Origin of the sequence: Paractinoplanes ovalisporus, from assembly GCF_016834655.1 — a bacterium.
Lineage (GTDB): Bacteria > Actinomycetota > Actinomycetes > Mycobacteriales > Micromonosporaceae > Actinoplanes > Actinoplanes ovalisporus.
The window spans coordinates 1-24,681 of record NZ_JAENHP010000032.1 but is presented as its reverse complement, the minus strand read 5'-3'; the positions used below and the strand labels follow the sequence as shown (position 1 = coordinate 24,681).

Here is a 24,681-nt window from a genome sequence, read left to right as displayed (position 1 = left end):
CTGGTCTCCATGGTGGACCCCGATCAGCCGCACGAGAGCCTGGCCGCGCACGCCCGGGAGCTGCTCGACACGAACCGCTACCTCACGCTCGGCACCGTCTCCCGCGACGGCCGGCCGTGGACGAGCCCGGTCTATTTCTCGGCCGGCCCCGACTGGGACTTCTACTGGATGTCGTCGGTCGACGCCGAACACTCCCGCAACCTGGCGACCCGTCCCGCGGTGAGCATCACGGTCTTCGACTCCACCGTTCCGCCCTACCACGGCCGAGCGGTGTACGCCGTGGGCGAGGCCCGCGAGATCCCACCCGCCGCCCTGGACGACGCCCTGCCGTACTACCCCGGCCCGCCGTCCCGAGGCGGCAGCGCCATCACCCACGAGGACATCACGGGCGACTCGACGTGGCGCATGTACCAGGCAGCCGCCACCGAACTGTGGGTGCTGTGCCCGCGCGAGCCACGCCAGGGTTGCGCTCTGCACGACATAGCCCAGGACCACCGCGCGAGGGTCCTCTGAACGCCGCCGTTGCGGGACGGGCTGTTGGTTATTCGACCGGTCGTTTTAATGGGGGCAGTTCGTCCCCCAAATTCGCGGGCACGGTCGGCTCATCGCCACCACCGTGCGCCTCGTCGTACTCGTAGTCGCCATCCGCCGCTTCCGCCCCGCTGGTGCCGGGCTCGGCAACGCTCGAGAAGTCATTGTCCGGATCGCTCATGCCCTCGGTATACCCCCGGACGACCCACCGACGCACCCCCACCGAGGGCCAGGCTCAGTCGATCTTCCCCTGGAAGTTGATCTTCCCTCTAGGAGCAGCCATCCCAAACCCCCACCCGCCCTGGGGAGCGGTTGGGACGTTACGCCTTGTCAAGCCCGCCCGCGGGTTGTCCACAGCGGGGTCGCGCTGTCCACAGGTTGAGAGGTTGCCCTTGACGGCGCCCGTGTCGACGGCCCCGCCCTCGCTCAGAGACCGCCTCGACGCCACCCCGGCCGACAGCCCTACCCGAGCCCAGAAACCGCGGACGGCCCTACCCAAGCTCAGAGGTTGCCTTTGACGTCGCCCTTGCCGGCGGCCTTGCCCGCGTACATGCGGTCGGCCACCGCGGGCAGCACGTTCGCGGCCAGGATCGCGACCCGGTAGCGGGCCGGCACGATCATGCGACGGCGCGGGCGCCGCAGGGCCTTCTCGACGGCGGCGGCGACGATTTCCGGGCCGGGCAGGCCGCTGCGGTTCCGGTTGGCGGCGCCGGCGATGTAGCCGGGCTCGATCAGGGTGACGCCGATTCCGGTTCCGGCGAGCTCCCTGCGTACGGAATCGGTCATGCCCCTCAACGCGAACTTGGTGGCCGAATAAACGCCGCTCATGCCGACCTCACCCGCGACCGAGCCGATGTTCACGATTGCTCCGCCGCCCTGGTCGCGCATGAGCGGCACGACCGCGCGCATGAGGCGGATCGGGGCGAGCAGGTTGACCTGGATCATGCCCTCGACCGCGTCGTCGGCCGAGAGCACGGACGCCACCCCGCCGACTCCGGCGTTGTTGACCAGGCCGTCGACCCGACCGTTGATCTCGGCGGCCCGCGCGACGAGGTCGGCGATGGCGGCCGGATCCCGTACGTCGGTGGGCACCGCGACGGCGTTCGGCAATTCGGCGGCGAGGGCGGTCAGTTTGTCGGCGCGGCGGGCGGCCAGCACCACCGTGGCGCCGTTGCGGGCGAGCCGTTCCGCGGTGACCCGGCCGATTCCGCTCGATGCGCCCGTCACGATTACCACCGGCATGGCCCACCCCATTGTCGAAGAAAACGGCGCCGCCGGGGATCGGCGACGCCGTCATTTCAGCGCTTGCTGGGTCAACCTATCGCTTGCTGTGGTACGCCTCCACGATGTGGCTCGGGATGCGCCCGCGCTCGGAGACCTCGTAGCCGTTCTTGTTCGCCCACTCGCGAATCGCCTGATTCTGGTCGCGGCTGGCCCGGCCGGTGCTCGCCGGTGCGGCACGCCGCGTCGGGGAGACCACCGCCGTACGGCCGACCCTGGTCGCGGCATTCAGGAACGGGTCGAGCGCCTTACGCAGCTTCCCGGCGTTCTTCTCGGAGAGGTCGATCGTGTAGTTCACACCGTCCAGTCCGAACTCGACGGTGCGGTCGGCCTCGCCGCCGTCGAGGTCGTCGGTCAGAAGGGTTATTACCTGCTTGGCCATGGTGTGCCCCGCTCCTACAGCGATGTCATTTGAGCCACGACTATGCGCGTGCGGCATCGCCGTGGAATGTCGATACGCTTTCATTCTGACTTGCGATAACTCCTAGTGCAAATTGCCCCCTTCCGCATGTCGCAATTCCACCCCCGGTTACTCCCCACGGGTGGCGGCTCGCCGAGGCCCGACTTCCGGCTCTTTTCACACTCGTGAATGTCCTGTAACGTAGCGTGGGAGCGCTCCCAAGACCCGTCCCCGCGGGTTCCCCCTCCCCGAGGAGCTGACGAAATGCGCCGCCTTCTCCGCGCCGGCCTCGCCGCCGGCCTGCTCGCAGCCGCCACCGTGACCGGCTTCGCCGTCGCCGGTCCGGCCGCCGCCGACACCCAGATCTGCGACCAGTACGGCAGCACCACGATCGGCGGCCGCTACGTCGTGATGAACAACCGCTGGGGCACCTCGGCCCAGCAGTGCATCAACGTCACCAGCACCGGTTTCGCCATCACCAGCCAGCAGGGCACGGGCAACACGAGCGGCGCCCCGGTCTCCTATCCGGCGGTCTACCTCGGTTGCCACTACACGAAATGCTCGCCCGGGACGAACCTGCCGATCCGGGTCAGCGACATCACGAGCGCGACGAGCAGCATCAGCTACCAGTACGTGTCCGGCGCGACCTACGACGCCGCGTACGACATCTGGCTGGACCCGGCACCGAAGACCGACGGCGTCAGCCAGCAGGAGATCATGATCTGGTTCAACCGCCAGGGCTCGATCCAGCCGATCGGGTCGGTGGTCGGCAACGCCACCGTCGGCGGCCGGACCTGGCAGGTATGGCAGGGCAGCAACGGCTCGAATGCCGTCGTCTCCTACGTCGCCCCCTCCGCGATCTCCAGCTGGAGCTTCAGCGTCCTCGACTTCATCCGCGACGTGCAAAATCGCGGCGCCATCACCAGCAGTTGGTATTTGACAAGCATTCAGGCCGGATTCGAGCCGTGGATCGGCGGCGCCGGTCTCGCGGTCACCGATTTCGCCGCACAGGTGAACGGCAACGGCGGGACCACTCCCAGTAATCCTCCTTCCACCACTCCGCCGACTACTAACCCGCCGACACCCGGTACCGCTGCGTGCCGCATCACTTACTCCACGAACACATGGAATACCGGCCTCACCGCCAATGTGACAGTGGCGAATACCGGATCGACGGCGTTGAACGGCTGGACGCTCGGCTTCACGTTGCCGGCCGGCCAGGCGATCACCAGTTCCTGGAACGCCGCATTGACCGGTTCCAGTGGCGCGGTGACCGCCCGGAACGTCTCGTGGAACGGCGCGATTCCGCCCGGCGGCACCACGTCGTTCGGATTCCAGGCCACCCACTCCGGATCCACCGCCGCGCCGTCCGCTTTCACGCTGAACGGTTCCCCGTGCACGACAGCCTGACCCGCTGAAACGCCCTCGATCCCGAGCCGCCTCGTCGCCGATTCTCCGACGCCGGGGCGGTTCGTTCATTCCCCCAGTTGATCTTCATGAATGCCGCAGAATGACCCGCACCCTCGCTTGCTCTTCACGCAAACCGCACGCTGACCCGGCCTTCGCGCGCTCTTAACGCAAACCGCACGCTGACCTGGACCCCTCGCCGGCTCTACACACACCGCACGCCGACCCGGACCCTCGCTTGACCTTCATGCCAACCGCACGCTGACCTGCACCCCCAGTTCCCGGAACCCCAGCGCCCGCGCCACCCGCCTCGACGCCTCGGGCCGCGCCCGCCACTGCGGCAGAAGCCCCGCCTCGAGCGCCTCCCCCACCGCCGCCGAGGCCGCCCGCCGCGCAAGCCCCCGCCCCCGATGCTCCGGGTCGGTGAGCACGCTGAGATGTGCCGTCCCGTGCGGCCAGACCTCATATCCCGCGGCCGCCAGCACAAGACCCTTTTCCCGTACGCCAAATGCCCGCGACGAGATCTCGCCCAGCCCCCCTTCCCCGTCGTCCTCCGCCGACACCCGCCCCCGCAACGCCTCAAGCCCCGCCGCCTCGATCACGCCCGCGGCCGCCCCCGGCACCGGCCGGAACCCGGTCGCATCGCAGTAGGCCAACGTGGCCGGCCCGAGCACGTCGGCGATCGGCAGCCGCTCCCACAGAACAGCGAGCTCGGCCGACTCCTTCAGGGCCGGCCGCAACAGCCCAGCCGACTCCTCGTCGGGCGCGGTCGCGATGGTGGCCCCGCCCAGCGTGACGATGCCCGCCCACCCCGGCGGACACAGCCGCGACCCCGGCGAGACAGCCACATCGGCCTCGCCCTCCACGAAGCCGACCGGCGCCCCCGCCAGCTCGGCCCAGAGGTGCCGCACCCGCTGAAGCAAGGATTCGTCACCCATGGACGCATCGTGGCAAGCCGGCAGACGCCGACGCCACCGAGAATCCCGCAGCCTATGGACAGCCCAGAATTGTGGATAACCCGAGGTGACCGGGAACGACTTCGCCCGTGAGGCGCTGCCCCGCGAGATCGGGATGCTCCGGGCCGACGGGGGGCCGCTACCTCGGCTTCACCCGGGTGATCGCCAAGAAGGAGAGCTAGAGCGACGGCAACAACTTGTCCAGGCGCGCGGGCAGATCACGGACCCGGATTCCGGTCGCGTGGTGGATGGCGTTCAGGATCGCGGCCGGCGACCCCACGATGCCGATCTCGCCGATTCCCTTGCTGCCCATCGGGTTCAGGCCCTCGTCGGGGTCGTCGAGCCACTCCGCCTCGATCGACTCGACGTCGGCGTGGACGGGCACGTGGTACTCGGCGAAGTCGTGCGTGACCCAGGTTCCCATCGCGGGGTCGAGCACGCTCTCCTCGTGCAGGGCCATCCCCATCCCCATGATCATGCCGCCGATGAACTGGCTGCGGGCGGTACGCGGGTTGAGGATGCGCCCGGCGGCGTACATGCCGTACAGGCGGGACACCCGCACCTCGCCGGTGACGGCGTCGACCCGTACCTCCGCGAAGTGGGCGCCGAAGGCGTGCTTGCCTTCCTGGTTCAGCTTCTCGACCAGGGCGGTGCTGTCGAAGGTGGCCTCGTCCAGGCCACCCGACTCGCGGAGCGCGCGGCACGCCCCGGTGACGGCCCAGCCCCACGAGGCCGTTCCCGACGAGCCACCGGCGACCGAGGCCTGCGGCAGGGTGCTGTCGCCGATGCGGACGCGGACCCGGTCGTACGGGAGACCGAGCGCGTCCGCCGCGATCTGGGTCAGCACCGTGCGCGCGCCCGTGCCCAGGTCGGCCGCCGCGATCGAGACCTCGACGTCGCCGTCGGGCTGGCGCCGGGCCCGCGCCGAGGACGGCTGGATCATCGCCGGATAGGTGGCGCCCGCGACTCCGGTGCCGATCCACCAGTCGCCCTCGCGGCGTCGCCGGGGGCGTGGATCGCGGTCGTGCCAGCCGAAACGGTCGGCGCCGAGACCCAGGCATTTCCGGTACGAGTCGAAGCCGGTGTTGCGTACGCGAAGCTCGACCGGGTCCAGCTCCAGCGAGCCGGCCAGCTCGTCCATCGCGCACTCCAGGGCCAGCATGCCGGGCGCCTCACCGGGCGCACGCATCCAGCGCGGTGTCGGCATGTCGAGGCGGGCCAGCCGGTGTCCGGTGCGCACGGCCGGAGCCTCGTACATGTGCCGGGTCGACACCGCGGTCTGCTCGGCGAACTCGAACAGGCGGGACGTGTGCCCGACCGCCTGATGGTCGACCGCGGTCAGCTTGCCGTCGGCGGTCGCCCCGAGCCGGATCTGCTGGATCGTCGGCGTGCGGTGGCCGACCATGCTGAACAGCGCCTGCCGGGGCAGCGCCAGCCGCACGGGACGGCCGGTCACCTTGGCCCCCATCGCGGCCAGCACGGCGTTGGGCCGGGCGGTGCCCTTCGAGCCGAACCCACCGCCGACGTGCTCGGTGATCACGTGGACCCGGGCCGCGGGCAGGTCGAACAGCGCCCCCACGGTGGCGGCGATGCCCGGCGGGTGCTGGTTCGAGTCGTACAGGACGAGGTCGTCGCCGGCCCACAGCGCCGTGGTCGCGTGGGGTTCCATCGGGCTGTTGTGCAGGGCCGGGGTGCGGTACGTGACATCGACCCGCACCGCCGCCCCGGCGAACGCCGCGTCCACGTCGCCGGTGGACGACTCGCTCGGGAAGTCGGGGTTCACTTTCTCGGGCGTGTAGAGGTCGGGGTGGTCGGCCCGCAGCACCGTGTCGTGCGGCTCGGCGTCGATCGCCAGCTGCAGCGACGCCGCGGCTTCCCGGGCGGCCTCCAGGGTGCGGGCCACGACGAGGGCCACCGCCTGGCCGCGATAGCTGATCCGGTCGTTCTGCAGCACGGCCAGTTCGGGGTCGTCGGCCTTTCCCAGCCGGGGCGCGTTGCCGTGCCAGAGGACGGCCAGCACGTCGTCGGCCTCCACCAGCGGGTCGACGGCCACCGCGGTCAGGGTGCCGCGGGCGACGGGCGACTGCACGACCCACCCGTACGCGAGATCGTCGCCGACCTGATACTCGGCGGCGTACCGGGCGGCGCCGGTGACCTTGTCCGGCCCCTCGACGCGGCGGTGCGGCTGCCCGACGGCCCGTTCGGTTGTGGTGGTCATGCGAGTCCCTCCAGCACCGAGGCGACGAGGTTCCGGATCAGCGTGATCTTGTAGGCGTTATCGCGCAGCGGGGTGGCCGCGGCCAGCTCGGCGTCGGCCGCCTCCAGGAACGAGGAGCGGGTGGCGGGCCGTCCGCGCAGCGCCTCCTCGGCCCGGTAGGCACGCCACGGCTTGGGCGCCACGGCTCCGAACGCGAGGCGGACGTCCGCTACCGTGCCGTCGTCGACCCTCAGCACCGCGGCGACCGAGCCCACCGCGAAGGCGTACGAGGCCCGGTCACGCACCTTCCTATAAGCTGATTTTCCCCTTGGATCGGGCAGGTCGACCGAAGTGATGAGCTCGCCGTGCGAGAGCACCGTCTCCTGCTCGGGGGTCGAACCCGGCAGAACGTAAAGATCGCCCAGCGCGAGAGAGCGCCGATCGGTCTGAACGACGGCATCCAGTGCGGTCAGAGCAACAGCCATGTCCGACGGATGGGTAGCGATGCACGAAGGGCTCCCCCCGAGGATCGCCAGATTGCGGTGGTCCCCCTCCTGGGCCGGGCAGCCCGACCCCGGCTCGTGCTTGTTGCACGGCATGGTGGCGTCCATGAAATACCGGCAGCGGGTGCGCTGCAGCAGGTTCCCGGCGGTGGTGGCCATGTTCCGCAACTGACCGGACGCGCCGGCGAGCAGGGCCTGGCTGAGCACCGGATAGTCCTGCCGCACCCGCGGATGGACGGCCAGGTCGCTGTTGCGGACGCCCGCCCCGATCCGCAGCCCGCCGTCCGGCCGGTCGCTGACCTCGTCGAGCGGCAGCTTGGTCACGTCGACCAGCACGTCCGGGGTGGCCACCCCGAGCTTCATCAGGTCGACCAGGTTGGTGCCGCCGGCCAGGAACGTCGCGCCCGGCTCCAGGCCCTCGTCGAGCGAGGTCGCGGTGCGATAGGTGAACGTCTTCACCGGGCCGCCACCTCCCGGATCGCCGCGACGATGTTCGGATAGGCCCCGCACCGGCACAGGTTGCCGCTCATCCGCTCCCGGATCTCGGCGTCCGGCAGCGATGCGCCGTCCGCCTCGGCCAGCATCCCCACGGCCGAGCAGATCTGCCCCGGCGTGCAATAGCCGCACTGAAACCCGTCGTGCTCGAGAAACGCTTCCTGTACGGGGTGGGACAGCCCCTCGATCGTGGTGACCGAAGCGCCGTCCAGCGTGACGGCCAGGATCAGGCAGCTGTTCACCCGGCGCCCGTCGAGCAGCACGGTGCAGGCGCCGCACTGCCCGTGGTCACACCCCTTCTTCGCGCCGGTCAGGCCCATATGCTCGCGCAACGCGTCCAGCAGCGTGGTGCGCGGGTCCAGGTCGAGGCTGTGCGGTTCGCCGTTGACGCGTAGATCCATGGCTGCGGGCGTACCCGGGCAGATGTGGTTCAACCACCCGGGCGCCGGGTAGGCGTGAAGACATGCGTGTCGTGATCGTAGGAGCCACCGGGAACGCCGGAACCGCCCTGCTGCGCCGCCTGAGCGCCGAGCCGGACGTGGAACTCGTGGGCGTCGCCCGTCGATTGCCGGCCCCGGCCGGGGTGTACGCCCAGGCGTCGTGGCACTCGGTCGACATCGGTTCCTCGCCCGCCGAGGAGCAGCTGGCTGAGGTGTTCGCCGGGGCCGACGCCGTGGTGCACCTGGCCTGGCAGATCCAGCCGAGCCACGATCAGAAACTGCTTTACCGTACGAACGTCCTGGGCAGTCGCGCCGTGGCCAAGGCGGTGCTGCGGGCCGGCGTCCCCGCGCTCGTGCAGGCCTCGTCGGTCGGCGTCTATTCGGCGGGCCCCAAGGACGCCTTCGTACGGGAATCCTGGCCGCGCGCCGGGGTGCGGCCGTCCTCGTACAGCCGGCACAAGGTGCTCGTCGAGTGGATGCTCGACCAGATCGAGGCCGACCACCCGCAGCTGCGCGTCGTCCGGCTCCGCCCCGGCCTGATCTTCCAGCGCGCCGTCGGCACCGAGATCGCCCGCTACTTCGCGGGCCCGCTGCTGCCGGCGCGGCTGCTGCAGCCGCAGTGGCTGCCGGTGGTCCCGTCCCACCCGGGGCTGCGGATGCAGGCCGTGCACGCCGACGACGTCGCCGACGCGTACGCCCGGGCCGTGCTCTCCGACGCCCACGGCGCGTTCAACATCGCCGCCGGCCCGGTCCTCGATCCCGCCCTCGCCGCGCGCACGTTCCACGGCGTCCAGCTGCCGGTGCCGGCCTTCGCCCTGCGCGGCGCCGCCGCCGCGAGCTGGTGGTTGCGCCTGCAGCCGATCGACGCCGGCTGGGTCGAGCTGGCCCTGAGGTCGCCGCTGATGTCCTGCGACCGGGCCGCCTCCGAGCTGGGCTGGCGCCCCCGGCACAACGCCGTGGACGCCCTGACCGAGCTGGTGGCGGGCATGGCCGACCGCGCCCACGATGACAACGCCCCACCCCTGACCGGCGACCCGGCCCGCCCCGGCCGCCTGGGCGGCCTGCTGAAGGGCCGCCTCCCCGGAACCGGCAACCCCTACTGACCGGTACCCGACCACGATCGGGTGACCTGAGATCGCCGTGCGCCGCGCTGGCATTATGTGGACAGTCACGCACTCAGGGAGGCGAAGTGACGTCCTCACAGGTGGTCACCTACACGGTCGATGACGGGATCACCGTAGGGTTCGAGATCGAGCCGGTCGAGGGTTTTGTGCCGGCCGGGGCCGACGATGTGGCGGGCTATGTGAAGGCGGCGGTCGAGCCCGCGGTCTCGGCCGCCCGCGCGGTGCTCGACCAGGTCCGTCAGGTCGCCCCCGACACGATCCAGGTCAAGTTCGGCGTCAAAGTCACCGGCACGGCCAACTGGCTGGTGGCCAAGGCCGCCACCGAGGGCAACTTCGAGGTCACCATGACCTGGGGTCCCGATCAGCAACCGGACGCCGGCGACGACGGATCCGCCGATGACGGCCAGCCCACCGAATAACCGCCCGCGCAAGGACCCCTGGACCGTCAGCATCCATGACGGTCCGACGGGCGAACGCACACTCGGCAGCGGTGTCGTCATCGACGGCACCCGGGTGCTCACCTGTCATCACGTCGTGGCGAAGCAGGATTCGGCCGTCTGGGTGGCTTTCCCCAAGGCGGGCGTTCCCCGGTCCCTGCGTCGGCGGGTCACCGAGGTCCGGGCGGCGGCAGACGCCGACGTGGCGGTTCTCGAACTCGTCGAACGGGTTCCCGAGGCGGTCATCCCCGCTCCGTTGCTCTGCCCGGACGGCACGGATCTGGTCGACGAGCCGTGGTGGGCGTTCGGCTTCCCCGAGGATGTGCCGAAAGGCCTCGGGAGTGACGCGTGGGGCAGTGTGGGCGCCACACTCGGATACGGCTGGGTGCGTCTGGAGACCGATTCCCGGTACGTGGTCAGCAAGGGTTTCAGCGGTACGGGGTTGTGGTCGCCCCGCTATCAGGCCATCGTCGGCCTGGTCGGGCAGGCCCGCACCTCCGGTGAGCGCCGGGGCGACGCGCTCGCCATCACCCTGTCGCAGGCCGACCGCGAACTTCCGGGCGAGAAGATCTCCGGGCTCGCAGCCTGGTCGATCGCGACCGCCGGCGAGTCGGCGCTCGCCGCCTGGGGATGGTCCCTCGAGACCGACGCCGAGGCCGGGCGCCACTGGCGGCCACGAGCCCGCGGGGTCTCGGTCGACACCGAGGCGGGTTACCGGTTCCGGGGCCGCCGGACCGCGCTCACCGAGATCGTGGACTGGCTGGACCGCCCGGATACGGACGACCGGATCCTGGTGATCACCGGTTCCCCGGGGGTGGGCAAGTCCGCCGTTCTCGGCCGCGTGGTCACAACGGCGGACATGGGTATCCGGGCCGCGCTGCCGGCGAACGACGACAACGTCAAGGCCAGTGTCGGCTCGGTCGGATGCGCGGTGCACGTCAAGGGCAAGACCGCTCTCGACGTCGCAGTGGAGATCGCCCGAGCCGCGTCGGTGCGTCTACCCGTACGGGTGTCCGACCTGGAATCCGTGCTCCGGAAGAGGTTCACGGCCCGGCCCGAGGGCCGGCTCAACCTCGTGATCGACGCGCTCGACGAGGCGAACACGCCGCTGGAAGCACGACAGATCATCGACGAGATCGTCCTTCCGCTCGCCCGGCACTGCGGCAAGCTGGGCGTCCAGGTCGTGATCGGCACCCGCCGTGCGGACGACGGCGGCGATCTGCTGACCCGGTTCGGTTCCGGCCGGACCGTCATCGACCTCGACGACGAGAAGTACTTCCAAGTCAACGATCTGGCCGCCTACGCGACGGCCACGCTGCAGCTCATCGGGGCCGAGCGGCACGACAATCCGTACGCCGACGACGCCGTAGCCGAGCCGGTCGCGGTCCGCATCGCCGAACTGGCCGAGCGCAACTTCCTGGTGGCCGGCCTGGTCGCACGCCGACACGGGCTCTACGACAAGACACCGGTCGACACCGCCGAAATGACCTTCCCACCCGACGTGGACACGGCCCTGGCCGCGTACGTCCGACCGTTGAACCCGGTCGGCTCCGCGCCGGCCGAACTGGTGCTGACGGCGCTGGCCTACGCCCAGGCTCCGGGTCTGTCCCCCGCTTTGTGGCGATGCTTCCTGAGTGCGCTGGGCGAACAGGTACGACTGGACGACCTGGAGACCTTCGCCCGGTCCTCGGCGGCGAACTTCCTCGTCGAGGTCACGACGGACGGGCAGGGCAAACGGTTCAGGCTGTTCCATCAGGCGCTCAACGACGCCCTTCTTCGCCACCGCGATCGGGCGGCGGCCCAGGACCAGGCTGCTATCGCGGACGCGCTCATGTCCCTCGGCGGCTCCACCGGGTGGCGTAAAGCGGATCCCTATCTGTTGCGGTCGCTGCCTTATCACGCGCATGCCGGCGGCGTGATCGACGACGTTCTCGCGAACGAGGAGTTTCAGCTGCACGGCGATCTCTTGCGGCTCACCGCGCTCGCGGCCGATGCCACGACCGAGGCCGGCCGGCAACGCGCTCACCTCCTGCGCCTGACCCCGGGCGCCGCTACCGTGGGCGCCGACGAGCGCGCCGCGATGATGAGCGTGACGGCGGTTCTCGAAGGCGTGAAGACCGACGTGGCCGCCGGCCGGGCCGCGCCCTACCGAGGGCTGTGGGCGACGGCCGGCCGGCGCTCGGAGTGGACGGTGCTGGAGGGCCACAAGGCCGGCGTGGCGGCGCTCTGCACGGTCCAGGTCGGGAACAGGACGCTTCTCGTGTCCGCTGACGTCGAGGGAACGCTCAAGCTCTGGAACCCCGAGACCAGCCAGGCCGAACGGGAAGTGGCCGGCCTCGCCAAGCAGGTCCTCACGCTGCGTCCCACGGTGTCGAACGACCATGCGCTGCTCGTCGTCGGCGCTCAGAACTCGATTCTGGCGCTCGATCCCGAAAGCGGGCATCCGCACCAACTTCTGAACGGCAACGCCCTGCGTCCCCCGTGCTGCGTCGTTCCAGCGGGGGAACGGGTCCTGCTGGCCGGTTGCGACGCCGACGGCATCCTCACGCTGTGGGACCCCGTCACCCGGCAGAAACGCGAGCTGGTGGGCCACGTCGGCGACGTGCTCGCGCTCTGCCCGGTGGTGACCGGCGGCGAGACCTTACTGGCATCGGCCGGATACGACCGGACGGTGCGCTTCTGGGACGTCGAGAAAGGCGTCGAGCGGCGCCGGCGTGACGACCACGATCGCAAGGTCGCCGCGCTCTGCACCGTTTCGGTGCCGGGCCACATCGTCCTCGCCTCCGCATCCGCCGACGGCACGATCAGGTTGTGGCACCCGGCGAGCGGGCAGGAGATCGACCGGTGGCAGCACCACTTCACCGTCGTCAACGCGATGTGTGAGGTCCGCGTCGGCGGGAACACCCTGCTCGCGGTGGCCGGGGACGGCGAGGAGCTCCGCCTGTTCGACCCGACCAACGGACGGCCGATGGGTGAACTGGCCGGGCACACCGGCCCGATCCGCGATGTCTGCACCGTGCCCGTCGGCGACCGTCCGTTGCTGGCCACCGCCAGCGAGGACGGCACCGTCCGGCTGTGGGACCCGGCGGCTGGTGAACGACAGGACTCGGAACCTCCGCGCGCCGGCTCGCTCCGGGAGGCTCTGACCATCAAGGTGCAGGGGCGCACGCACCTGGCGGTGGGAGCGCACGACGGGACGGTCCGGTTCCGGGACGGCCACACCGGCCGGCAGCTACCGGACATCATCGGCCGCGTCGACGCGATGTGCTGCTTCCCCACCGACGACGGCGTACATCTGGCGCTGGCCCGCAGCGACGGCACCGTCGTCGACTGGGATCCCGCGACCCGGCAACGCCGTGACCTCGGCGCCCGGCTTCGGTACTACCCGTTCGTCATCGGCCCCACCTTCGTCGGCCAACAGCCCGGGCTCGCCGTCCTCGGCCGCGACCTCACCTTGCACACGTGGCAGCACCAGGCCGGTTGGCAGCGACACAGCACGGTCCGCCAACGCTTGCGCACCCGTTTGTTCCCGGAGCGCTACTTCGGCGGCTTCCGGGAGCACACCGTGGCGGCCTGTTTCGTCGCGGTCGGCCGAAACGGCATGCTCGCGTCGGCCGACAATCTCGGCAACATCCGGCTCTGGGAGGTGGAGTCCGGACGCCTCGCGTTCGTGCTGCCCGGCAACCGGCCGGTGCACCGGATCATTCCTCTCCCCGCCACCGGACGTGACCTGGTGGCCTCGTCAAGCACCGACGGCCGGGTTCGTATCTGGGATCCCCGTTCCGGCACCCTCCAGCACGAACTGATCGCCTACACCGGCGAGGCCCACGGCATCTGCGGCGCCACCATCGACGGCCGCACCGTGCTGATCACCGCAGGCGAGGATCGGATCGTCCGGGTCTGGGATCCGCTGAACGGCACCGTTCTCATGACGGTTCCGGTCCATCACGCGGTCTACCACTGCGCTGCGCAGGACGGACTGGTCGTCTTCCAGTTCCGCACCGGGTTCCTCGCCATCGAGTTCGGCTAGGCCCTTTTCTAGGCGACCAGCGGCAGGTGGCCGGACATCCGGCTCAGGGCCTCGGTGCCGTCGAGCGGGCTCGAGAGCAGGTAGCCCTGGCCGAGCGGGCAGCCCAGCCGGATCAGCAGGTCGCGGTGGGCCGGGGACTCGACGCCCTCGGCGATCACCGTCAGGCCCAGGGTGCGGGCCAGCGTGACCAGGCCGGCGATCAGCGTGGTGTCGTCGGCGAAACCCTTGTCGATCTTCACCACGTCGACCGGGCGGCGGCGCAGGTCGCCGGGGGACGCGTGGCGCGTGCCGAAGTCGTCGACCGCGATGCCGACGCCGAAGTCGCGCAGCACGGCCAGGTCGTCCCAGATCGCGTCGTGCCCGCCGTCCAGCAGGGCCTCGGAGAGCTCCAGCATCAGCGCCTGCGGCGGCACCCCGGCGTACGCGAGGGACTGCTTCACCTGCTCGACGAAGTTGCCCTCGCGGAACTGCCGGGCCGACACGTTGACGCTGACGTACGGCCGGCGGCTGCGCGGCAACGTCCGCCACCACTGCGCGACCGTGTGCAGGGCCTGGTCGAGCACCCAGCGGCCCATCGGCACGACCAGGCCGCTCTCCTCGGCGACCTCCAGGAACTCGGCCGGCGCGATCACCCCGCGGGTCGGGTGGTGCCAGCGCACCAGGGCCTCGAAGCCCACCGCCTCGTCGGTCGTCAGATCCACGATCGGCTGGTACGCGAGCAGGAAGTGGCCCTCGTGCACCGCGTGGTCGAGGGCCGAGCGCAGTTCCAGCCGCTCCACCATCGCGCCGTGCAGGTGGGCCTGGTAGCGGCGCCACTGGTTCTTGCCGGCCCCCTTGGCCACATAGAGGGCCAGGTCGGCCTGGCGCAGCAGCTCGTCCGCAGTGTCGGCCTCGGGCGTGGTGGTGATGCCGATGCTGGCCACCGCGGTCAGCTCGGAGCCGTCGTCGAGGATGATCGGCTCGGCCATCGCGGCCAGGATCCGCTGGGCCGTCTCCTCGACCGCGCCCGGGTCCTGCACGTTCTCGACCAGCGCGGCGAACTCGTCACCGCCGAGCCGGGCCGCGGTGTCGTCGGCCCGCAGGGCGCCCGCGATCCGGTTGGCCACGCCGATCAGCAGCTGGTCACCCACCGCGTGCCCGAGCGTGTCGTTGACCTTCTTGAAGTCGTCGAGGTCGATGAACAGGACGCCGACCACCGAGCCGTCGCGGGCGCCGCGGGCCAGCGCGTGGCCGAGCCGGTCGTGGAACAGCACCCGGTTGGCCAGCCCGGTCATCGCGTCATGGAACACCCGGTGGGTCAGTTCGGCCTCGAGCCGGCGTCGCTCGGTCACGTCGCGCAGGGTCAGCACGAGCGCGGCCACGGTCGGGTCGGAGCGCAGGTCCTGGCCGTGCATCTCGAGCACGACCTCGGCCCGGTCGGCGGTCACGGCGCGGAAATCAAGGCCTTCGGCAGACCCTTCCCCCGTACGCAGGGAGGCCAGCACCTCGATCAGGCGCGAGCTCTCGGCCGGGTGGATCACGGCGGGCATGTCGAACCCGGTCGGGTCGGCGCCGAGCACGGTGGTCGCGGAGGGACTGGCGTACCGGATCCGGTCCGCCTCGTCGACGATGAGGATGACGTCGGAGGTCTTCTGCACGAGCGTCCGGAAATAGGTCTCGCTGTTGCGGCGGATCACCTCCTGGCTGAGCCCGATCCGCTCGAGGGCGAGGGCGGCCTGGGTGGCCAGCACCTCGATCGCGCGCAGCAGCCCGGGCAGCACCGGCGCCGGGGCGGCCACGTGCAGCACCCCGACGAGCGGGTCGCCGGTGGGCCGGTCGGCCAGCACCATCGGGCAGCGCAGGGTCAGCGGGTGGTGGGCCAGCCGTACCGACACTGCCCAGTCCACGTCGCGGGTCGGCACCAGCCGGGCGGCGGTTCCGGTCGAGCGGTCCAGCGCCGCCTGCTCGGAGGCCTCGGGTGAGAGCGGCCCGTTCTCGGCGATGGTGACGGCCAGGACGACCCCGTGCGGGGTGTCCGGGGGAAGCAGATGAGCCACCGCCGTACGGACGGCCGCTCCGACCTCCTCGGTGTCGGCGGCCGAGACGAGGGCGGCCGAGGCCTCGCGCAGCGCCCGTTCCCGGCCCAGGGCCAGCCGGTGGCTCGCCATGATGTCGGCCATCCGGGCCAGCACCAGCAGGAACGTCAGCGCGCTGAGCACGGCGACCACGGTCAGGTCGGGCACCTCTCCGTCGCGCACCATGCGGACCAGCAGCACGGCCGGGGAGATCATCGAGGCGATCCCGAGCAGGGCGAGGCGGCCCCGGCCCAGCTGGGCGACGGGCAGCCCGGCCGGGCGGTCGAGCTCGGCCATCGAGGGGTGCAGCGCGGCCAGGCCGGCGGCGGTGTAGAAGGCGATACGGCCGAGGCCGACGATGGTGGTGGTGCCGTCGAGCAGCGAGATCTCGTACCCGACGTCGCTGATCAGCATCAGCACCAGCCCGGCGCCGAGCAGCCGGCCGGCGCGGGCCGTGACGCCGCTGACGAACAGCCGGGCCAGCAGGCCGACCAGCAGCAGGTCGCCGAGCGGGAACGCGATCTGCTGCCAGGTCTCGGCGACCGACCCGCGCAGGTTGGGGCCGAGCAAAAAGCTCCAGACGAGCAGCGCGACTCCGGACGTGACGGTCAGCGAGTCGAGCAGCGCGGCCCGGTCCCGGGGATTGCCGGCCCGGCGGCGCACCAGGGCCACGAGCATGACGGCGAGCACCGGATAGCTGACCAGCACCAGCAGCGAGCCGACGTCGACCAGGTCCGGCAGCACCGAGTGGGCCCAGTCGGGTGCCCGGTAGAGGCCGGTGCCCAGCACCGAGAGCACGAGCGCGGTCGTGAGCATCCGCCACGGGAACCGGTGGGCGGGCCGGTTGCGCCGCACGCCGAGGGTCACCACGACGACGGCCGTGAGACCGGCGAGCAGGCGTACCGGGGTCTGCGCGCCGGTGGGCACCAGCACGAAGGCCACCGCGAGCACCGCCATCCAGCCGCCGAAGAGTGCGGCGGCCCACCGTGCCGGCATAGGGGTTCCTTCTCTGTGGGGGACGGTCCGTCTGATCGGTCCGGCGCGGGCCAGGTTGAGGAACCGGGCACAATCGTCTGGTGCTTCTCGAGTTCATCCGCGGCAACACCGCCCCCGCGCCCGTCCCGTTCGTCCCCGAGATCACCCTCTTCCAGGCGGACGAGCCGATCGCGCTGTGGGAGAAGACGGAGGAGCTCGGCGCCGAGCAGCCGCCACCGTTCTGGGCCTTCGCCTGGGCCGGTGGGCAGGCCCTGGCCCGGCATGTGATCGACCACCCCGACCTGGTCTCCGGCCGCTCGGTTCTCGACCTCGCGACCGGCTCGGGCCTGGTCGCGGTGGCGGCCGCGGTGGCCGGCGCCCGCCCGGTCACGGCCAACGACATCGACCCGTATTCGCTGGCCGCCACCACCGCCAACGCCATCGCCAACGACGTCGAGGTCCGCACCCTGGAGGCGGACATCCTCGACACCGACGACGAGTACGGCGTGGTGCTGGCCGGCGACGTCTTCTACAGCCGCGAGATGGCCGCCCGAGTGCTGCCGTTCCTGCGCCGCGCGGCCGGCCGCGGTTCCCTGGTGCTGGTCGGCGACCCCGGCCGGGCCTACCTGCCCGACTCGGGCCTGATCGAGCGGGCTGTCCACGACATCCCGGTGCCGGTCTCGCTGGAGAGCGTGCCCACCCGCCGTACGAAGGTCTGGCAGCTGGTCAACCGCTGACCGGCCACGCCTCCCACGCGGACCGGACGGCCTCGGCGAAGCTGAGCTCCGCCTTCCAGTGCAGGCGCTGCGCGGCGCGCGCGGTCCGGGCCACGATCGCGGGAACATCGCCGTCGCGCGGTGGAGCGATGCGGAACGGCACCGGCCGGTCCGCGGCCTCGCCGACCGCGTTCAGCACATCGCGGACGCTGTGCCCGGCACCCGTGCCCACGTTGACGATCAACTGGTCCTCACCCGCGCCCGACCGCAGATGGTCGATGGCGTCCAGGTAGATCCGCACCACATCGGCGACATGGACGTAGTCGCGGACCCCGGTGCCGGTCGGGGTGTCGTAACGGTCGCCCAGGACGGCAACCGGTTCGGCGCCGGGCGCCATCGCCCGGAACACGGCGGGCAGCAGGTTCGTGGTGCCGGTGTCGGCCGCATGCGGGTGGGTGCCGGCGCCGATGACGTTGAACTGCCGCAGGACGACCGACCGGATGCCGTACTCCTTGATCAGGCGCTCGCCGTCGAGCTTGGTGCGGCCGTACGGGTTGATCGGGTTGGCGCGGGACCGCTCGGAAACCGTCCCCCCGGCGGGCCGACCGTAGACCGCGGCCGATGACGAGAAGACCATCCTCGATACGCCGGCCTCACGCATCGCGTACAGGAGGTGTTTCATGCCGTCGACGTTGACGGACTGGTACCGCCCGGGCTCCGCGACCGACTCGGCCACCGACTTGAGCGCGGCCAGGTGGATCACGCCGTCGACCCGGCGCCCCCGGAGAAGCCGGTTCACGTCGTCGGGTTCGGTGATCGAGCCCCGCACCAGCTCGACGTCGCCGGGGAGCCGGTCGGCCCGGCCGCCGGACAGGTCGTCGAAGACCACCGCATCCAGGCCGGATACGCGCATCCGCCGCACGACGTGCGCGCCGATGTAGCCCGCGCCGCCGGTCACGATCCAGGTCACCGCCGCAACCTACGCGGTCGGCGGAGTCAGCTTCTTGACGAACACGCGACAGTATTCGATTTCGCTCTTTCGGCCATCCTTGTACGTCTTGATGCGGCCGAATCGCCACTCCGAGTAACCAAGCTTGCGGTAGAAGCCGATCGGGCTCGTCGGCACCGGAGACTTCGGCTTCCGCGCGACCACCACGCCCAACGCAACCTGCCGGCGCCGGTGTACCCATGCGGTCGCCTCCGCCATGGTCACGAGCATCCGACCGATTCCCTGGAGCCGGTTCTCCCGTTCCACCCGCAGCCTCTCCAGCAGCGGCGCCTTGTTCAACAGCAACCGCAGCTTGAGTTCCTCAGCGGTCTCCAGCCGTAGGTAGACGTATCCGACAGCGCGATCGCCGTCGATGGCGAGAAAGACCCTCCCGCCCTGCGCGCCTCGACGACGAAGGCGGTCGAGGAAGAAATCCCGGTCATCCTCGTCCCGGACGAACTTCTCGACGTCCTGCTCGTTCGCCTCCGTTATCCGCACCCCGGTCACGTACTGTTCGCCCTCCCCCCGGCACCCTTCCGGGTGACCCCCTGAGGATCGATACTCCCTGCGCGGCACGCGGCTGTCGATCCGAGCCGGGCAGCCGCGCACCGGATAGGTCCTAGATCACTGCGCGAGGAGGGCGAACACGAGAAGCGCGACCGCGACCGCGATCAGCGCGAAGCTCGCGACCGCGGCCAGGGCGGCCTTGAGGATCCCGACGACCGGGCCGACCGCGCGGCTCATCTGCTTGGCGGTCAGGATCAGAACGCCGATCGCCACCATGATGATCACGAAACGACCGCCGAGGGGGCTCGCCGCGTCGGCGGAGGCCAGGTAAATGGTTTGAAAACGGTCTACACTAGACATGGAGTGAGTGCCCTTCAGCTAGCCCTGAAATCACCACTTCGGGAGCACCTTCGGCTGCCACCGGGGGTGCTTCGCTTTCGACGCCTCGCGGAGGACGCCGTTGCGGGGCCCTGTCACGCTGGGGCTCAGCCGCTGAGATCGGTCACGGTCGGCGGATCGGTCACCGGACGACTCTGTCGGGTCGGAGCGCGGATCGAAGGTCGGATCCTGGGGAGCTTCACGGGGCCACCTCCCGCAGTCTTTCAGCTAGAATTTCAGCTGTTGACTTTATGACTCTTGATATCAGGTTAAGCTTCCAGTTCGCCTCAAGGCAATCCATGCAAGCTTTTTCAATGATCCTCCCGCACAACCTGCACATCGCCCACGGTGAGCAGGTTGCGACTCCCAAATCGCTCGACTTCGCGAGACGCAGGCGGTATAACATTTCAGTCCAGAGCTGAAATTAGGAGGTGACAGCGGTGCAGCCAACTGAAGATCCGGCTGTCGAGCTCTCCGCCCGGCTGCGAAACCTCCGCCTCGACGGCCTGGGCCTGAAGATCACACAGGGAAACCTGGCGCGCGCCTTGGATTGCAGCATCGCGCTGATCTCCTCGTGGGAGCGCCCGGTCGACCCGGTGACGCCACCGATCGAGCGCATCGAGCAGTACGCGACGTTCTTCAGCACTCCGCGGTCAGTGGAGAAGAAGCCCTTTCGGCTCCTCCCCGAGCGCGACCTGGCGCCGGTCGAGGTCGCTCAGCGCGCCGAGCTTCTGGGCCGGTTGACCCGTCTGCGTGACGCGGCCGCCGGTGACTCGCCCGCGGTGAACTGGGTCAACCGCGACACCCTGGTCGGCCGCGGACCGTGGTACTTCCCCAATGCCGACCCCGAGCGGCCGGTCGTCCTGGTCTGCCCTCAGCTGCCGCCGAAGGAACTGGCCGTGGTGCCGCACGGCGATCCGGCCGACCCCGACTACTCGGAACTGTCCCGGCTCACCGATCTCGACGCGCTGCTCGAGCTCTACGGGCACATCCGTGCGGTCAACCCGGATCTCCGGGTCGAGTTCCGCAGCGTCGCCAGCCTGCGCCGTGACGACACGACGGGGCACTTGGTCGTTCTCGGTGGTGTGGACTGGAACGCGGCGTCGAAGGACATCATGTGGCGGATCAACGCACCGATCACCCAGATCTCCGAGAAGCACCCGATGAACCGAGGGTGTTTCCGGGTGACCGACGACGCGTCACAGTCGTACACGCCGGTGGTCGAGCAGGACGGCGATCGGCAGGTGCTGCTGGAAGACGTGGGCTACTTCTTCCGAGGACCGAATCCGTACAACTCCGAGCGGACCGTGACGCTCTGCAACGGGATGTTCGGCCGCGGGGTGCTGGGCACGGTCCGTGCGCTGACCGACAGGGAACTCCGGGACAAGAACGCGGACTTTCTCGAGCACCGGTTCGGCGACCACGACTCGTACAGCATCCTCTTCCGGGTGCCGGTGCTGAATGAACGGGTCGTGGTGACTCCCGACTGGAACAACCCCCACACGGTGCTCCACACATGGTCGGAGAAGAGCGAATGACGCGCGCCGTCCGCCCGGTGGTTCGAGACCTGCCCGTCCCCGCACCGAGCGCCCAGGAACTGCACCACGGCTCTCATACCCACCTGCTCTCGTTCCTGCCGGCCGCACTGGTCGACCGCACCGACACGCCCGACCGCGGGGGTGAGCCGGATCAGCCCTCGCACGACTCGCCCGGCCACGGTTGCCTCCCCGAAAGAGTCGAGCGCCGCATCGACGCCATCGTCGTGCCGACGTTCCGGCCGCACCACGCGCTGCGCGACGCGATGGCGGCCGCCCAGGAGCTCGGCTGCCGGCTCGTCGCCCTCTGCAGCGGGCCGGCCCAGGCGTGGCGCGCCGTCGAGCTGGGCGACGAGTTCGGCGTCGACGTCATCGCGGTCGACCTGCACGAGAACCGGCCCGACATGCCCCGGTTCCGCAGCGACGAGGTGCTGGCCCGCAACGGCTTCGTGCACGGCAGCGACCTCAGCCTCAAACGCAACCTGGGCCTGCTGCTGGGCCGCATGATCGGCTGGAGCCGGGTGCTGTTCCTGGACGACGACATCGCCAAGCTGCGGGCGGTCGAACTGAACGGCGCGGCCCGCCACCTCGACAGCGGGGAGTTCCGGGCGGTCGGGCTGCAGAACACCGGCTACCCCGACAACTCCGTGGTCTGTCACGCCTACCGGGCCGTCGGCGGCGTCCAGGACAGCTTCATCGGCGGCGGCGCCATGATCGTCGACCCCACGCAGACCCGCTCGTTCTTCCCGAACATCTACAACGAGGACTGGTTCTTCCTGCTCGGCGACGGAGTGCCGTTCAAAGCGGCCGTCTCGGGCTCGATGTACCAGCGCTCCTACGACCCGTTCGCCTCGGCCGGCCGCGCCACCGGAGAGGAACTGGGTGACACGCTCGCCGAAGGCCTGTTCTGGCTGCTCGATGGCGGCTCCCAGCCGAAGTCCGGCGACGCGGGTTTCTGGGGCGACTTCTTGTCCCGCCGCCAGGGTCTGCTCAGCTATGTGCTCGACCGGCTCGACGACCACGTCGACGACCCGCCGCGCCGGGAGCTGATGAAGGCGTCGCTGCGGGCGGCACGCGCCCGCAGCCTCGACATCAACCCCTGGCTGTGCGCGTCGTTCGTCGGGGCGTGGCGCGAAGACCTGGTCACCTGGGGGCGGTTCCTGAGCCAGCGCTCGTCCTGCCTCGACGACCCCGAGAAGGCGCTGGCCGAGCTGGGCCTGTCGCACGTGGCGATGCGGACCGCCCAGAGCTAGAGGTTCTTCTCGATCAGGGTCAACAGGCCGAAACCGTCCTCGACCGTGTCGTCGGGGGTGGGGCCACCCGGCTCGGAGCGGGTGCGGGGCGAGGGCATCAGCACGGCCCGGCCGATGCCGGCCCGGCGGCCGCAGACGATGTCACGGCGCGGGGTGTCGCCCACGAACCAGCAGGCGGCCGGGTCGAGGCCCAGCTCGTCGGTGGCGTTCCAGATCATCTGGGGGTTGGGTTTGCGGACGCCGGCCTCGTCGCTGTAGATCTGCGTGGCGAACAGGTCGCCCAGGCACGACTTGTCGAGGAAGTCGCGGTGGGCGGAGCCCGACAGGGTGTTCGACACGACCGCCAGCACGATGCCGGCGTCGTGGGCGGCGTGCAGCGCCTCGGGAATGCCGGGGCGCAGCGCCCACGTGTCCCGCCAGGCCCACTCGTAACTCAGTTTGCGCACCGCACCGCGTACGGGAACCTGGGCCGCCGGCGGCCACCCGGGCAGGATGAACCGTTCCCACACCTCGGCCTGGCTCAGCTCGTCCGGCCAGTCCTCGTCACGCCACGCGGCGTAGGCGACCGCACCCTCGGTGAGCGACCGCTGGATCTCCCCCGGGGTCAGCGTGCCATGGGTCAGGTTGAAGATGCGCAGCACGAGCCCGGGCGGCGCGGTGCGCTGCGGCGGCGCGTCGGCCAGCACGCCGCCGAAGTCGAGCAGGATCGCAGCGGGTCGCATGTCAGCGGGTCGGCCCCAGCGTCCAGGCGCGCACGCCGCCCACGATGCCGGCCGTGTTCGGCACGACCACCACGTCGTCACCCATGCGCGCGAGCTGGGTCGGGGTGATCAGGCGCGAGTTGCCACCACCGAGATAGAGCCGGTCCCACAGGAACACCGGCCGCAGCCCCTCGACGACGTTGCGCACGCGGCGGGACCAGAGAGCGTCACCGAGACGACGACGCTCATGCTCGCCGATGTACGTGTCGTAGGACATTCCCCACCGTACGGGGGCCTGGCTCATCTCCAGATGCGGTGCGAGCGAACCGCCGTCGAAGAGCGCGCAGCCCAGCCCCGTCCCCAGGGTGAGCACCAGTTCGCAGCCGGTGCCGGCCACCACACCGGCCCCGTGCACCTCGGCGTCGTTGAGCACCAGCGTGGGGCGGCCGAACGCGTCTTCGAGGGCCGTACGGGCGTCGAACCCGAACCACGCGTCCTGCAGCTCGGGGTCGATCCTCGTCCGCGGGCCGGAACGGGTGATGTAGTGCGGCGTCGCGACCACCACGCCGTGCCGCAGCATGCCCGGCATGCCGACGGTGACCCGGTCGTGGGACGGCAGCCGCTCGCCGAGCTGCACCAGGGTCTTCACGAAGAGCTCGGGGGGCAACGGGTACGGGGTCGGCACGCGCAACGGCTGGGCGCGCATGGTCCCCGCCTCGTCGAGCACGGAACCCTTGATGCCGCCGCCGCCACAGTCGATCGTCAGGGTGAAAGCCACGCCGCCAGTTTGCACGGAGTACACCTCCTCGCACAGCAATTGTGACCCGGTATCGTCGCTGCGGTGTCCAGGGCCGTGAAGGTGAGCACCCGCAACGCGAGCTTCCAGCAGTGGCAGGCATTGCTCACCAACCGTACGAAGAGGCACCGCTCCGGCGAGTTCCTGGTGCACGGCGTACGCCCGATCTCGCTCGCCGTCGACCACGGCTGGGAGATCCGCGACCTGATCTATCCCGACCGCCGGTCGCTGTCGGCCTGGGCCCGCGAGATGATCGAGAAGAGCGGGGCGCGCCCGGTCGCGATGGCCCCCGAGCTGGTCGCCGAGCTGGCCGACAAGGAATCGGCCGAGCTGATCGCCGTGGTCGGCCTGCCCGAGGAGCCGCCGCTGCCCGCCGCGGACGACCCGCATCTGCTGGTGGTGGTCTTCGACCGGCCCTCGACCCCGGGCAACGTCGGCACGCTGATCCGCTCGGCCGACGCGTTCGGCGCCGCCGCGGTGGTCATCTCGGGGCACGCCGCCGACCCGTACGATCCCCGGTCCGTACGGGCCAGCACGGGTTCGCTGTTCGCCCTGCCGGTGATGCGGGCCGACGGTCCCGACGACGTGCTCGAGTGGGCCGCGCGCTCCGGGGTCCAGCTGGTCGGCACGGACGAGCACGGCGCGGTGGACGTCGCCGACCACGACCTGACCGGCCCGACCACGCTGCTGATCGGCAACGAGACGAGCGGGCTCAGCGCGGCCTGGCGCTCGGCGGCCGACGTGCTGGTCCGGATCCCGATCACCGGGGCGGCCAGCTCGCTCAACGCCGCCGCGGCGGCCACGGTCGCGCTCTACGAGACGTCCCGCCAGCGCGCACGCCCCTGACCCACCCGCGCGCACGCCCAATGACCCGCCCGCGCGCACGCCCAATGACCCGCCCGCGCGCACGCCCAATGACCCGCCCGCGCGCACGCCCAATGACCCGCCCGCGCGCACGCCCAATGACCCGCCCGCGC

The 24,681-nt window shown here is 70.6% G+C and carries 22 protein-coding genes; 9 read left to right on the top strand and 13 right to left on the bottom strand.

Annotated features, from left to right (window positions below; all coding sequences use genetic code 11):
• Nucleotides 1-9: 9 nt before the first annotated feature.
• Nucleotides 10-513, top strand: coding sequence for a pyridoxamine 5'-phosphate oxidase family protein (locus JIG36_RS47235; protein WP_203383480.1), 504 nt, complete (start codon nucleotides 10-12; stop codon nucleotides 511-513).
• A 28-nt stretch (nucleotides 514-541) separates the two neighbouring features.
• Here the strand turns inward: JIG36_RS47235 and JIG36_RS47230 are convergent, their stop codons facing one another.
• From JIG36_RS47230 to JIG36_RS47220, 3 genes are all read right to left on the bottom strand, one after another.
• Nucleotides 542-712 (bottom strand): hypothetical protein, encoded by a 171-nt coding sequence (locus JIG36_RS47230; RefSeq protein WP_203383479.1) that lies wholly within the window; start codon nucleotides 710-712, stop codon nucleotides 542-544.
• A gap of 320 nt (nucleotides 713-1,032) precedes the next feature.
• Nucleotides 1,033-1,773 carry an SDR family NAD(P)-dependent oxidoreductase gene (locus tag JIG36_RS47225; RefSeq protein WP_203383478.1) on the bottom strand — a complete coding sequence of 247 codons (741 nt, stop codon included), beginning with the start codon at nucleotides 1,771-1,773 and terminating at the stop codon, nucleotides 1,033-1,035.
• A gap of 76 nt (nucleotides 1,774-1,849) precedes the next feature.
• Nucleotides 1,850-2,194 (bottom strand): histone-like nucleoid-structuring protein Lsr2, encoded by a 345-nt coding sequence (locus JIG36_RS47220; RefSeq protein ID WP_203383477.1) that lies wholly within the window; start codon nucleotides 2,192-2,194, stop codon nucleotides 1,850-1,852.
• A 282-nt stretch (nucleotides 2,195-2,476) separates the two neighbouring features.
• Between JIG36_RS47220 and JIG36_RS47215 the strand changes: the two genes are divergently transcribed.
• Nucleotides 2,477-3,622, top strand: a complete 1,146-nt coding sequence (locus JIG36_RS47215; protein ID WP_203383476.1) for a glycoside hydrolase family 12 protein — start codon at nucleotides 2,477-2,479, stop codon at nucleotides 3,620-3,622.
• Between the two features lie 242 nt (nucleotides 3,623-3,864).
• Here JIG36_RS47215 and JIG36_RS47210 read toward each other — a convergent pair whose 3' ends face one another.
• From JIG36_RS47210 to JIG36_RS47195, 4 genes are all read right to left on the bottom strand, one after another.
• Nucleotides 3,865-4,557, bottom strand: coding sequence for a GNAT family N-acetyltransferase (locus JIG36_RS47210; RefSeq protein WP_203383475.1), 693 nt, complete (start codon nucleotides 4,555-4,557; stop codon nucleotides 3,865-3,867).
• Nucleotides 4,558-4,753: 196 nt separating this feature from the next.
• Nucleotides 4,754-6,793: a xanthine dehydrogenase family protein molybdopterin-binding subunit gene (locus JIG36_RS47205; protein ID WP_203383474.1), complete on the bottom strand. Its 2,040-nt coding sequence runs from the start codon at nucleotides 6,791-6,793 to the stop codon at nucleotides 4,754-4,756.
• Nucleotides 6,790-7,734, bottom strand: a complete 945-nt coding sequence (locus tag JIG36_RS54525) for an FAD binding domain-containing protein (RefSeq protein ID WP_203383473.1) — start codon at nucleotides 7,732-7,734, stop codon at nucleotides 6,790-6,792. The genes JIG36_RS47205 and JIG36_RS54525 overlap by 4 nt, the downstream gene beginning before the upstream one ends.
• Nucleotides 7,731-8,171, bottom strand: a complete 441-nt coding sequence (locus JIG36_RS47195; protein ID WP_203383472.1) for a (2Fe-2S)-binding protein — start codon at nucleotides 8,169-8,171, stop codon at nucleotides 7,731-7,733. The genes JIG36_RS54525 and JIG36_RS47195 overlap by 4 nt, the downstream gene beginning before the upstream one ends.
• Before the next feature lie 62 nt (nucleotides 8,172-8,233).
• On the opposite strand from JIG36_RS47195, the gene JIG36_RS47190 reads away from it, so the two are divergent.
• The 3 genes from JIG36_RS47190 to JIG36_RS47180 all read left to right on the top strand — a co-directional run bounded on the left by JIG36_RS47190 (nucleotide 8,234) and on the right by JIG36_RS47180 (nucleotide 13,801).
• Nucleotides 8,234-9,313 (top strand): NAD-dependent epimerase/dehydratase family protein, encoded by a 1,080-nt coding sequence (locus JIG36_RS47190; RefSeq protein ID WP_203383471.1) that lies wholly within the window; start codon nucleotides 8,234-8,236, stop codon nucleotides 9,311-9,313.
• Nucleotides 9,314-9,399: 86 nt separating this feature from the next.
• Entirely contained in the window at nucleotides 9,400-9,753 is a 354-nt protein-coding gene (locus JIG36_RS47185; protein ID WP_203383470.1) for a CU044_2847 family protein, read from the top strand.
• Entirely contained in the window at nucleotides 9,731-13,801 is a 4,071-nt protein-coding gene (locus JIG36_RS47180) for a trypsin-like peptidase domain-containing protein (RefSeq protein ID WP_203383469.1), read from the top strand. Before JIG36_RS47185 ends, JIG36_RS47180 begins: the two co-directional genes overlap by 23 nt.
• An 8-nt stretch (nucleotides 13,802-13,809) precedes the next feature.
• Here the strand turns inward: JIG36_RS47180 and JIG36_RS47175 are convergent, their stop codons facing one another.
• Entirely contained in the window at nucleotides 13,810-16,851 is a 3,042-nt protein-coding gene (locus JIG36_RS47175) for a putative bifunctional diguanylate cyclase/phosphodiesterase (RefSeq protein ID WP_203383468.1), read from the bottom strand.
• A gap of 80 nt (nucleotides 16,852-16,931) precedes the next feature.
• Here JIG36_RS47175 and JIG36_RS47170 point away from each other — a divergent pair, with 80 nt between their 5' ends.
• Nucleotides 16,932-17,567 carry a class I SAM-dependent methyltransferase gene (locus tag JIG36_RS47170; protein WP_203383467.1) on the top strand — a complete coding sequence of 212 codons (636 nt, stop codon included), beginning with the start codon at nucleotides 16,932-16,934 and terminating at the stop codon, nucleotides 17,565-17,567.
• Here the strand turns inward: JIG36_RS47170 and galE are convergent.
• From galE to JIG36_RS47155, 3 genes are all read right to left on the bottom strand, one after another.
• Nucleotides 17,557-18,516: a UDP-glucose 4-epimerase GalE gene (gene galE / locus JIG36_RS47165; RefSeq protein WP_203383466.1), complete on the bottom strand. Its 960-nt coding sequence runs from the start codon at nucleotides 18,514-18,516 to the stop codon at nucleotides 17,557-17,559. The two genes, JIG36_RS47170 and galE, sit on opposite strands and share 11 nt — an antisense overlap.
• 9 nt (nucleotides 18,517-18,525) lie before the next feature.
• Nucleotides 18,526-19,041 carry a GNAT family N-acetyltransferase gene (locus JIG36_RS47160; protein ID WP_203383465.1) on the bottom strand — a complete coding sequence of 172 codons (516 nt, stop codon included), beginning with the start codon at nucleotides 19,039-19,041 and terminating at the stop codon, nucleotides 18,526-18,528.
• Between the two features lie 117 nt (nucleotides 19,042-19,158).
• A complete protein-coding gene (locus JIG36_RS47155) occupies nucleotides 19,159-19,326 on the bottom strand; it encodes a hypothetical protein (protein WP_236049816.1) in 168 nt (55 codons plus the stop codon).
• 533 nt (nucleotides 19,327-19,859) lie between these two features.
• Here JIG36_RS47155 and JIG36_RS47150 point away from each other — a divergent pair.
• Both JIG36_RS47150 and JIG36_RS47145 read left to right on the top strand, forming a co-directional pair.
• Nucleotides 19,860-20,957, top strand: a complete 1,098-nt coding sequence (locus JIG36_RS47150) for a helix-turn-helix domain-containing protein (RefSeq protein ID WP_203383463.1) — start codon at nucleotides 19,860-19,862, stop codon at nucleotides 20,955-20,957.
• Nucleotides 20,954-22,207 (top strand): apurinic/apyrimidinic endonuclease family protein, encoded by a 1,254-nt coding sequence (locus JIG36_RS47145; RefSeq protein ID WP_203383462.1) that lies wholly within the window; start codon nucleotides 20,954-20,956, stop codon nucleotides 22,205-22,207. The genes JIG36_RS47150 and JIG36_RS47145 overlap by 4 nt, the downstream gene beginning before the upstream one ends.
• Here the strand turns inward: JIG36_RS47145 and JIG36_RS47140 are convergent.
• On the bottom strand, nucleotides 22,204-22,929 hold the full coding sequence (locus JIG36_RS47140; protein ID WP_203383461.1) for an HAD family hydrolase: 726 nt from the start codon (nucleotides 22,927-22,929) through the stop codon (nucleotides 22,204-22,206). The two genes, JIG36_RS47145 and JIG36_RS47140, sit on opposite strands and share 4 nt — an antisense overlap.
• Before the next feature lies 1 nt (nucleotide 22,930).
• A complete protein-coding gene (locus tag JIG36_RS47135; protein WP_203383460.1) occupies nucleotides 22,931-23,686 on the bottom strand; it encodes an ROK family protein in 756 nt (251 codons plus the stop codon).
• Nucleotides 23,687-23,749: 63 nt separating this feature from the next.
• Between JIG36_RS47135 and JIG36_RS47130 the strand changes: the two genes are divergently transcribed.
• Nucleotides 23,750-24,550, top strand: a complete 801-nt coding sequence (locus JIG36_RS47130) for a TrmH family RNA methyltransferase (RefSeq protein WP_203383459.1) — start codon at nucleotides 23,750-23,752, stop codon at nucleotides 24,548-24,550.
• Nucleotides 24,551-24,681 lie beyond the last annotated feature (131 nt).

Bases quoted from the DNA above. Each gene is read 5' to 3' on its own strand.
- JIG36_RS47205 (WP_203383474.1), bottom strand. From the start codon at position 6,793: ATGACCACCACAACCGAACGGGCCGTCGGGCAGCCGCACCGCCGCGTC.
- JIG36_RS47230 (WP_203383479.1), bottom strand. From the start codon at position 712: ATGAGCGATCCGGACAATGACTTCTCGAGCGTTGCCGAGCCCGGCACC.
- JIG36_RS47215 (WP_203383476.1), top strand. From the start codon at position 2,477: ATGCGCCGCCTTCTCCGCGCCGGCCTCGCCGCCGGCCTGCTCGCAGCC.
- JIG36_RS47220 (WP_203383477.1), bottom strand. From the start codon at position 2,194: ATGGCCAAGCAGGTAATAACCCTTCTGACCGACGACCTCGACGGCGGC.
- JIG36_RS47225 (WP_203383478.1), bottom strand. From the start codon at position 1,773: ATGCCGGTGGTAATCGTGACGGGCGCATCGAGCGGAATCGGCCGGGTC.
- JIG36_RS47235 (WP_203383480.1), top strand. From the start codon at position 10: ATGGTGGACCCCGATCAGCCGCACGAGAGCCTGGCCGCGCACGCCCGG.
- JIG36_RS47190 (WP_203383471.1), top strand. From the start codon at position 8,234: ATGCGTGTCGTGATCGTAGGAGCCACCGGGAACGCCGGAACCGCCCTG.
- JIG36_RS47210 (WP_203383475.1), bottom strand. From the start codon at position 4,557: ATGGGTGACGAATCCTTGCTTCAGCGGGTGCGGCACCTCTGGGCCGAG.
- JIG36_RS47145 (WP_203383462.1), top strand. From the start codon at position 20,954: ATGACGCGCGCCGTCCGCCCGGTGGTTCGAGACCTGCCCGTCCCCGCA.
- JIG36_RS47195 (WP_203383472.1), bottom strand. From the start codon at position 8,171: ATGGATCTACGCGTCAACGGCGAACCGCACAGCCTCGACCTGGACCCG.
- JIG36_RS47140 (WP_203383461.1), bottom strand. From the start codon at position 22,929: ATGCGACCCGCTGCGATCCTGCTCGACTTCGGCGGCGTGCTGGCCGAC.
- JIG36_RS47175 (WP_203383468.1), bottom strand. From the start codon at position 16,851: ATGCCGGCACGGTGGGCCGCCGCACTCTTCGGCGGCTGGATGGCGGTG.
- JIG36_RS47180 (WP_203383469.1), top strand. From the start codon at position 9,731: ATGACGGCCAGCCCACCGAATAACCGCCCGCGCAAGGACCCCTGGACC.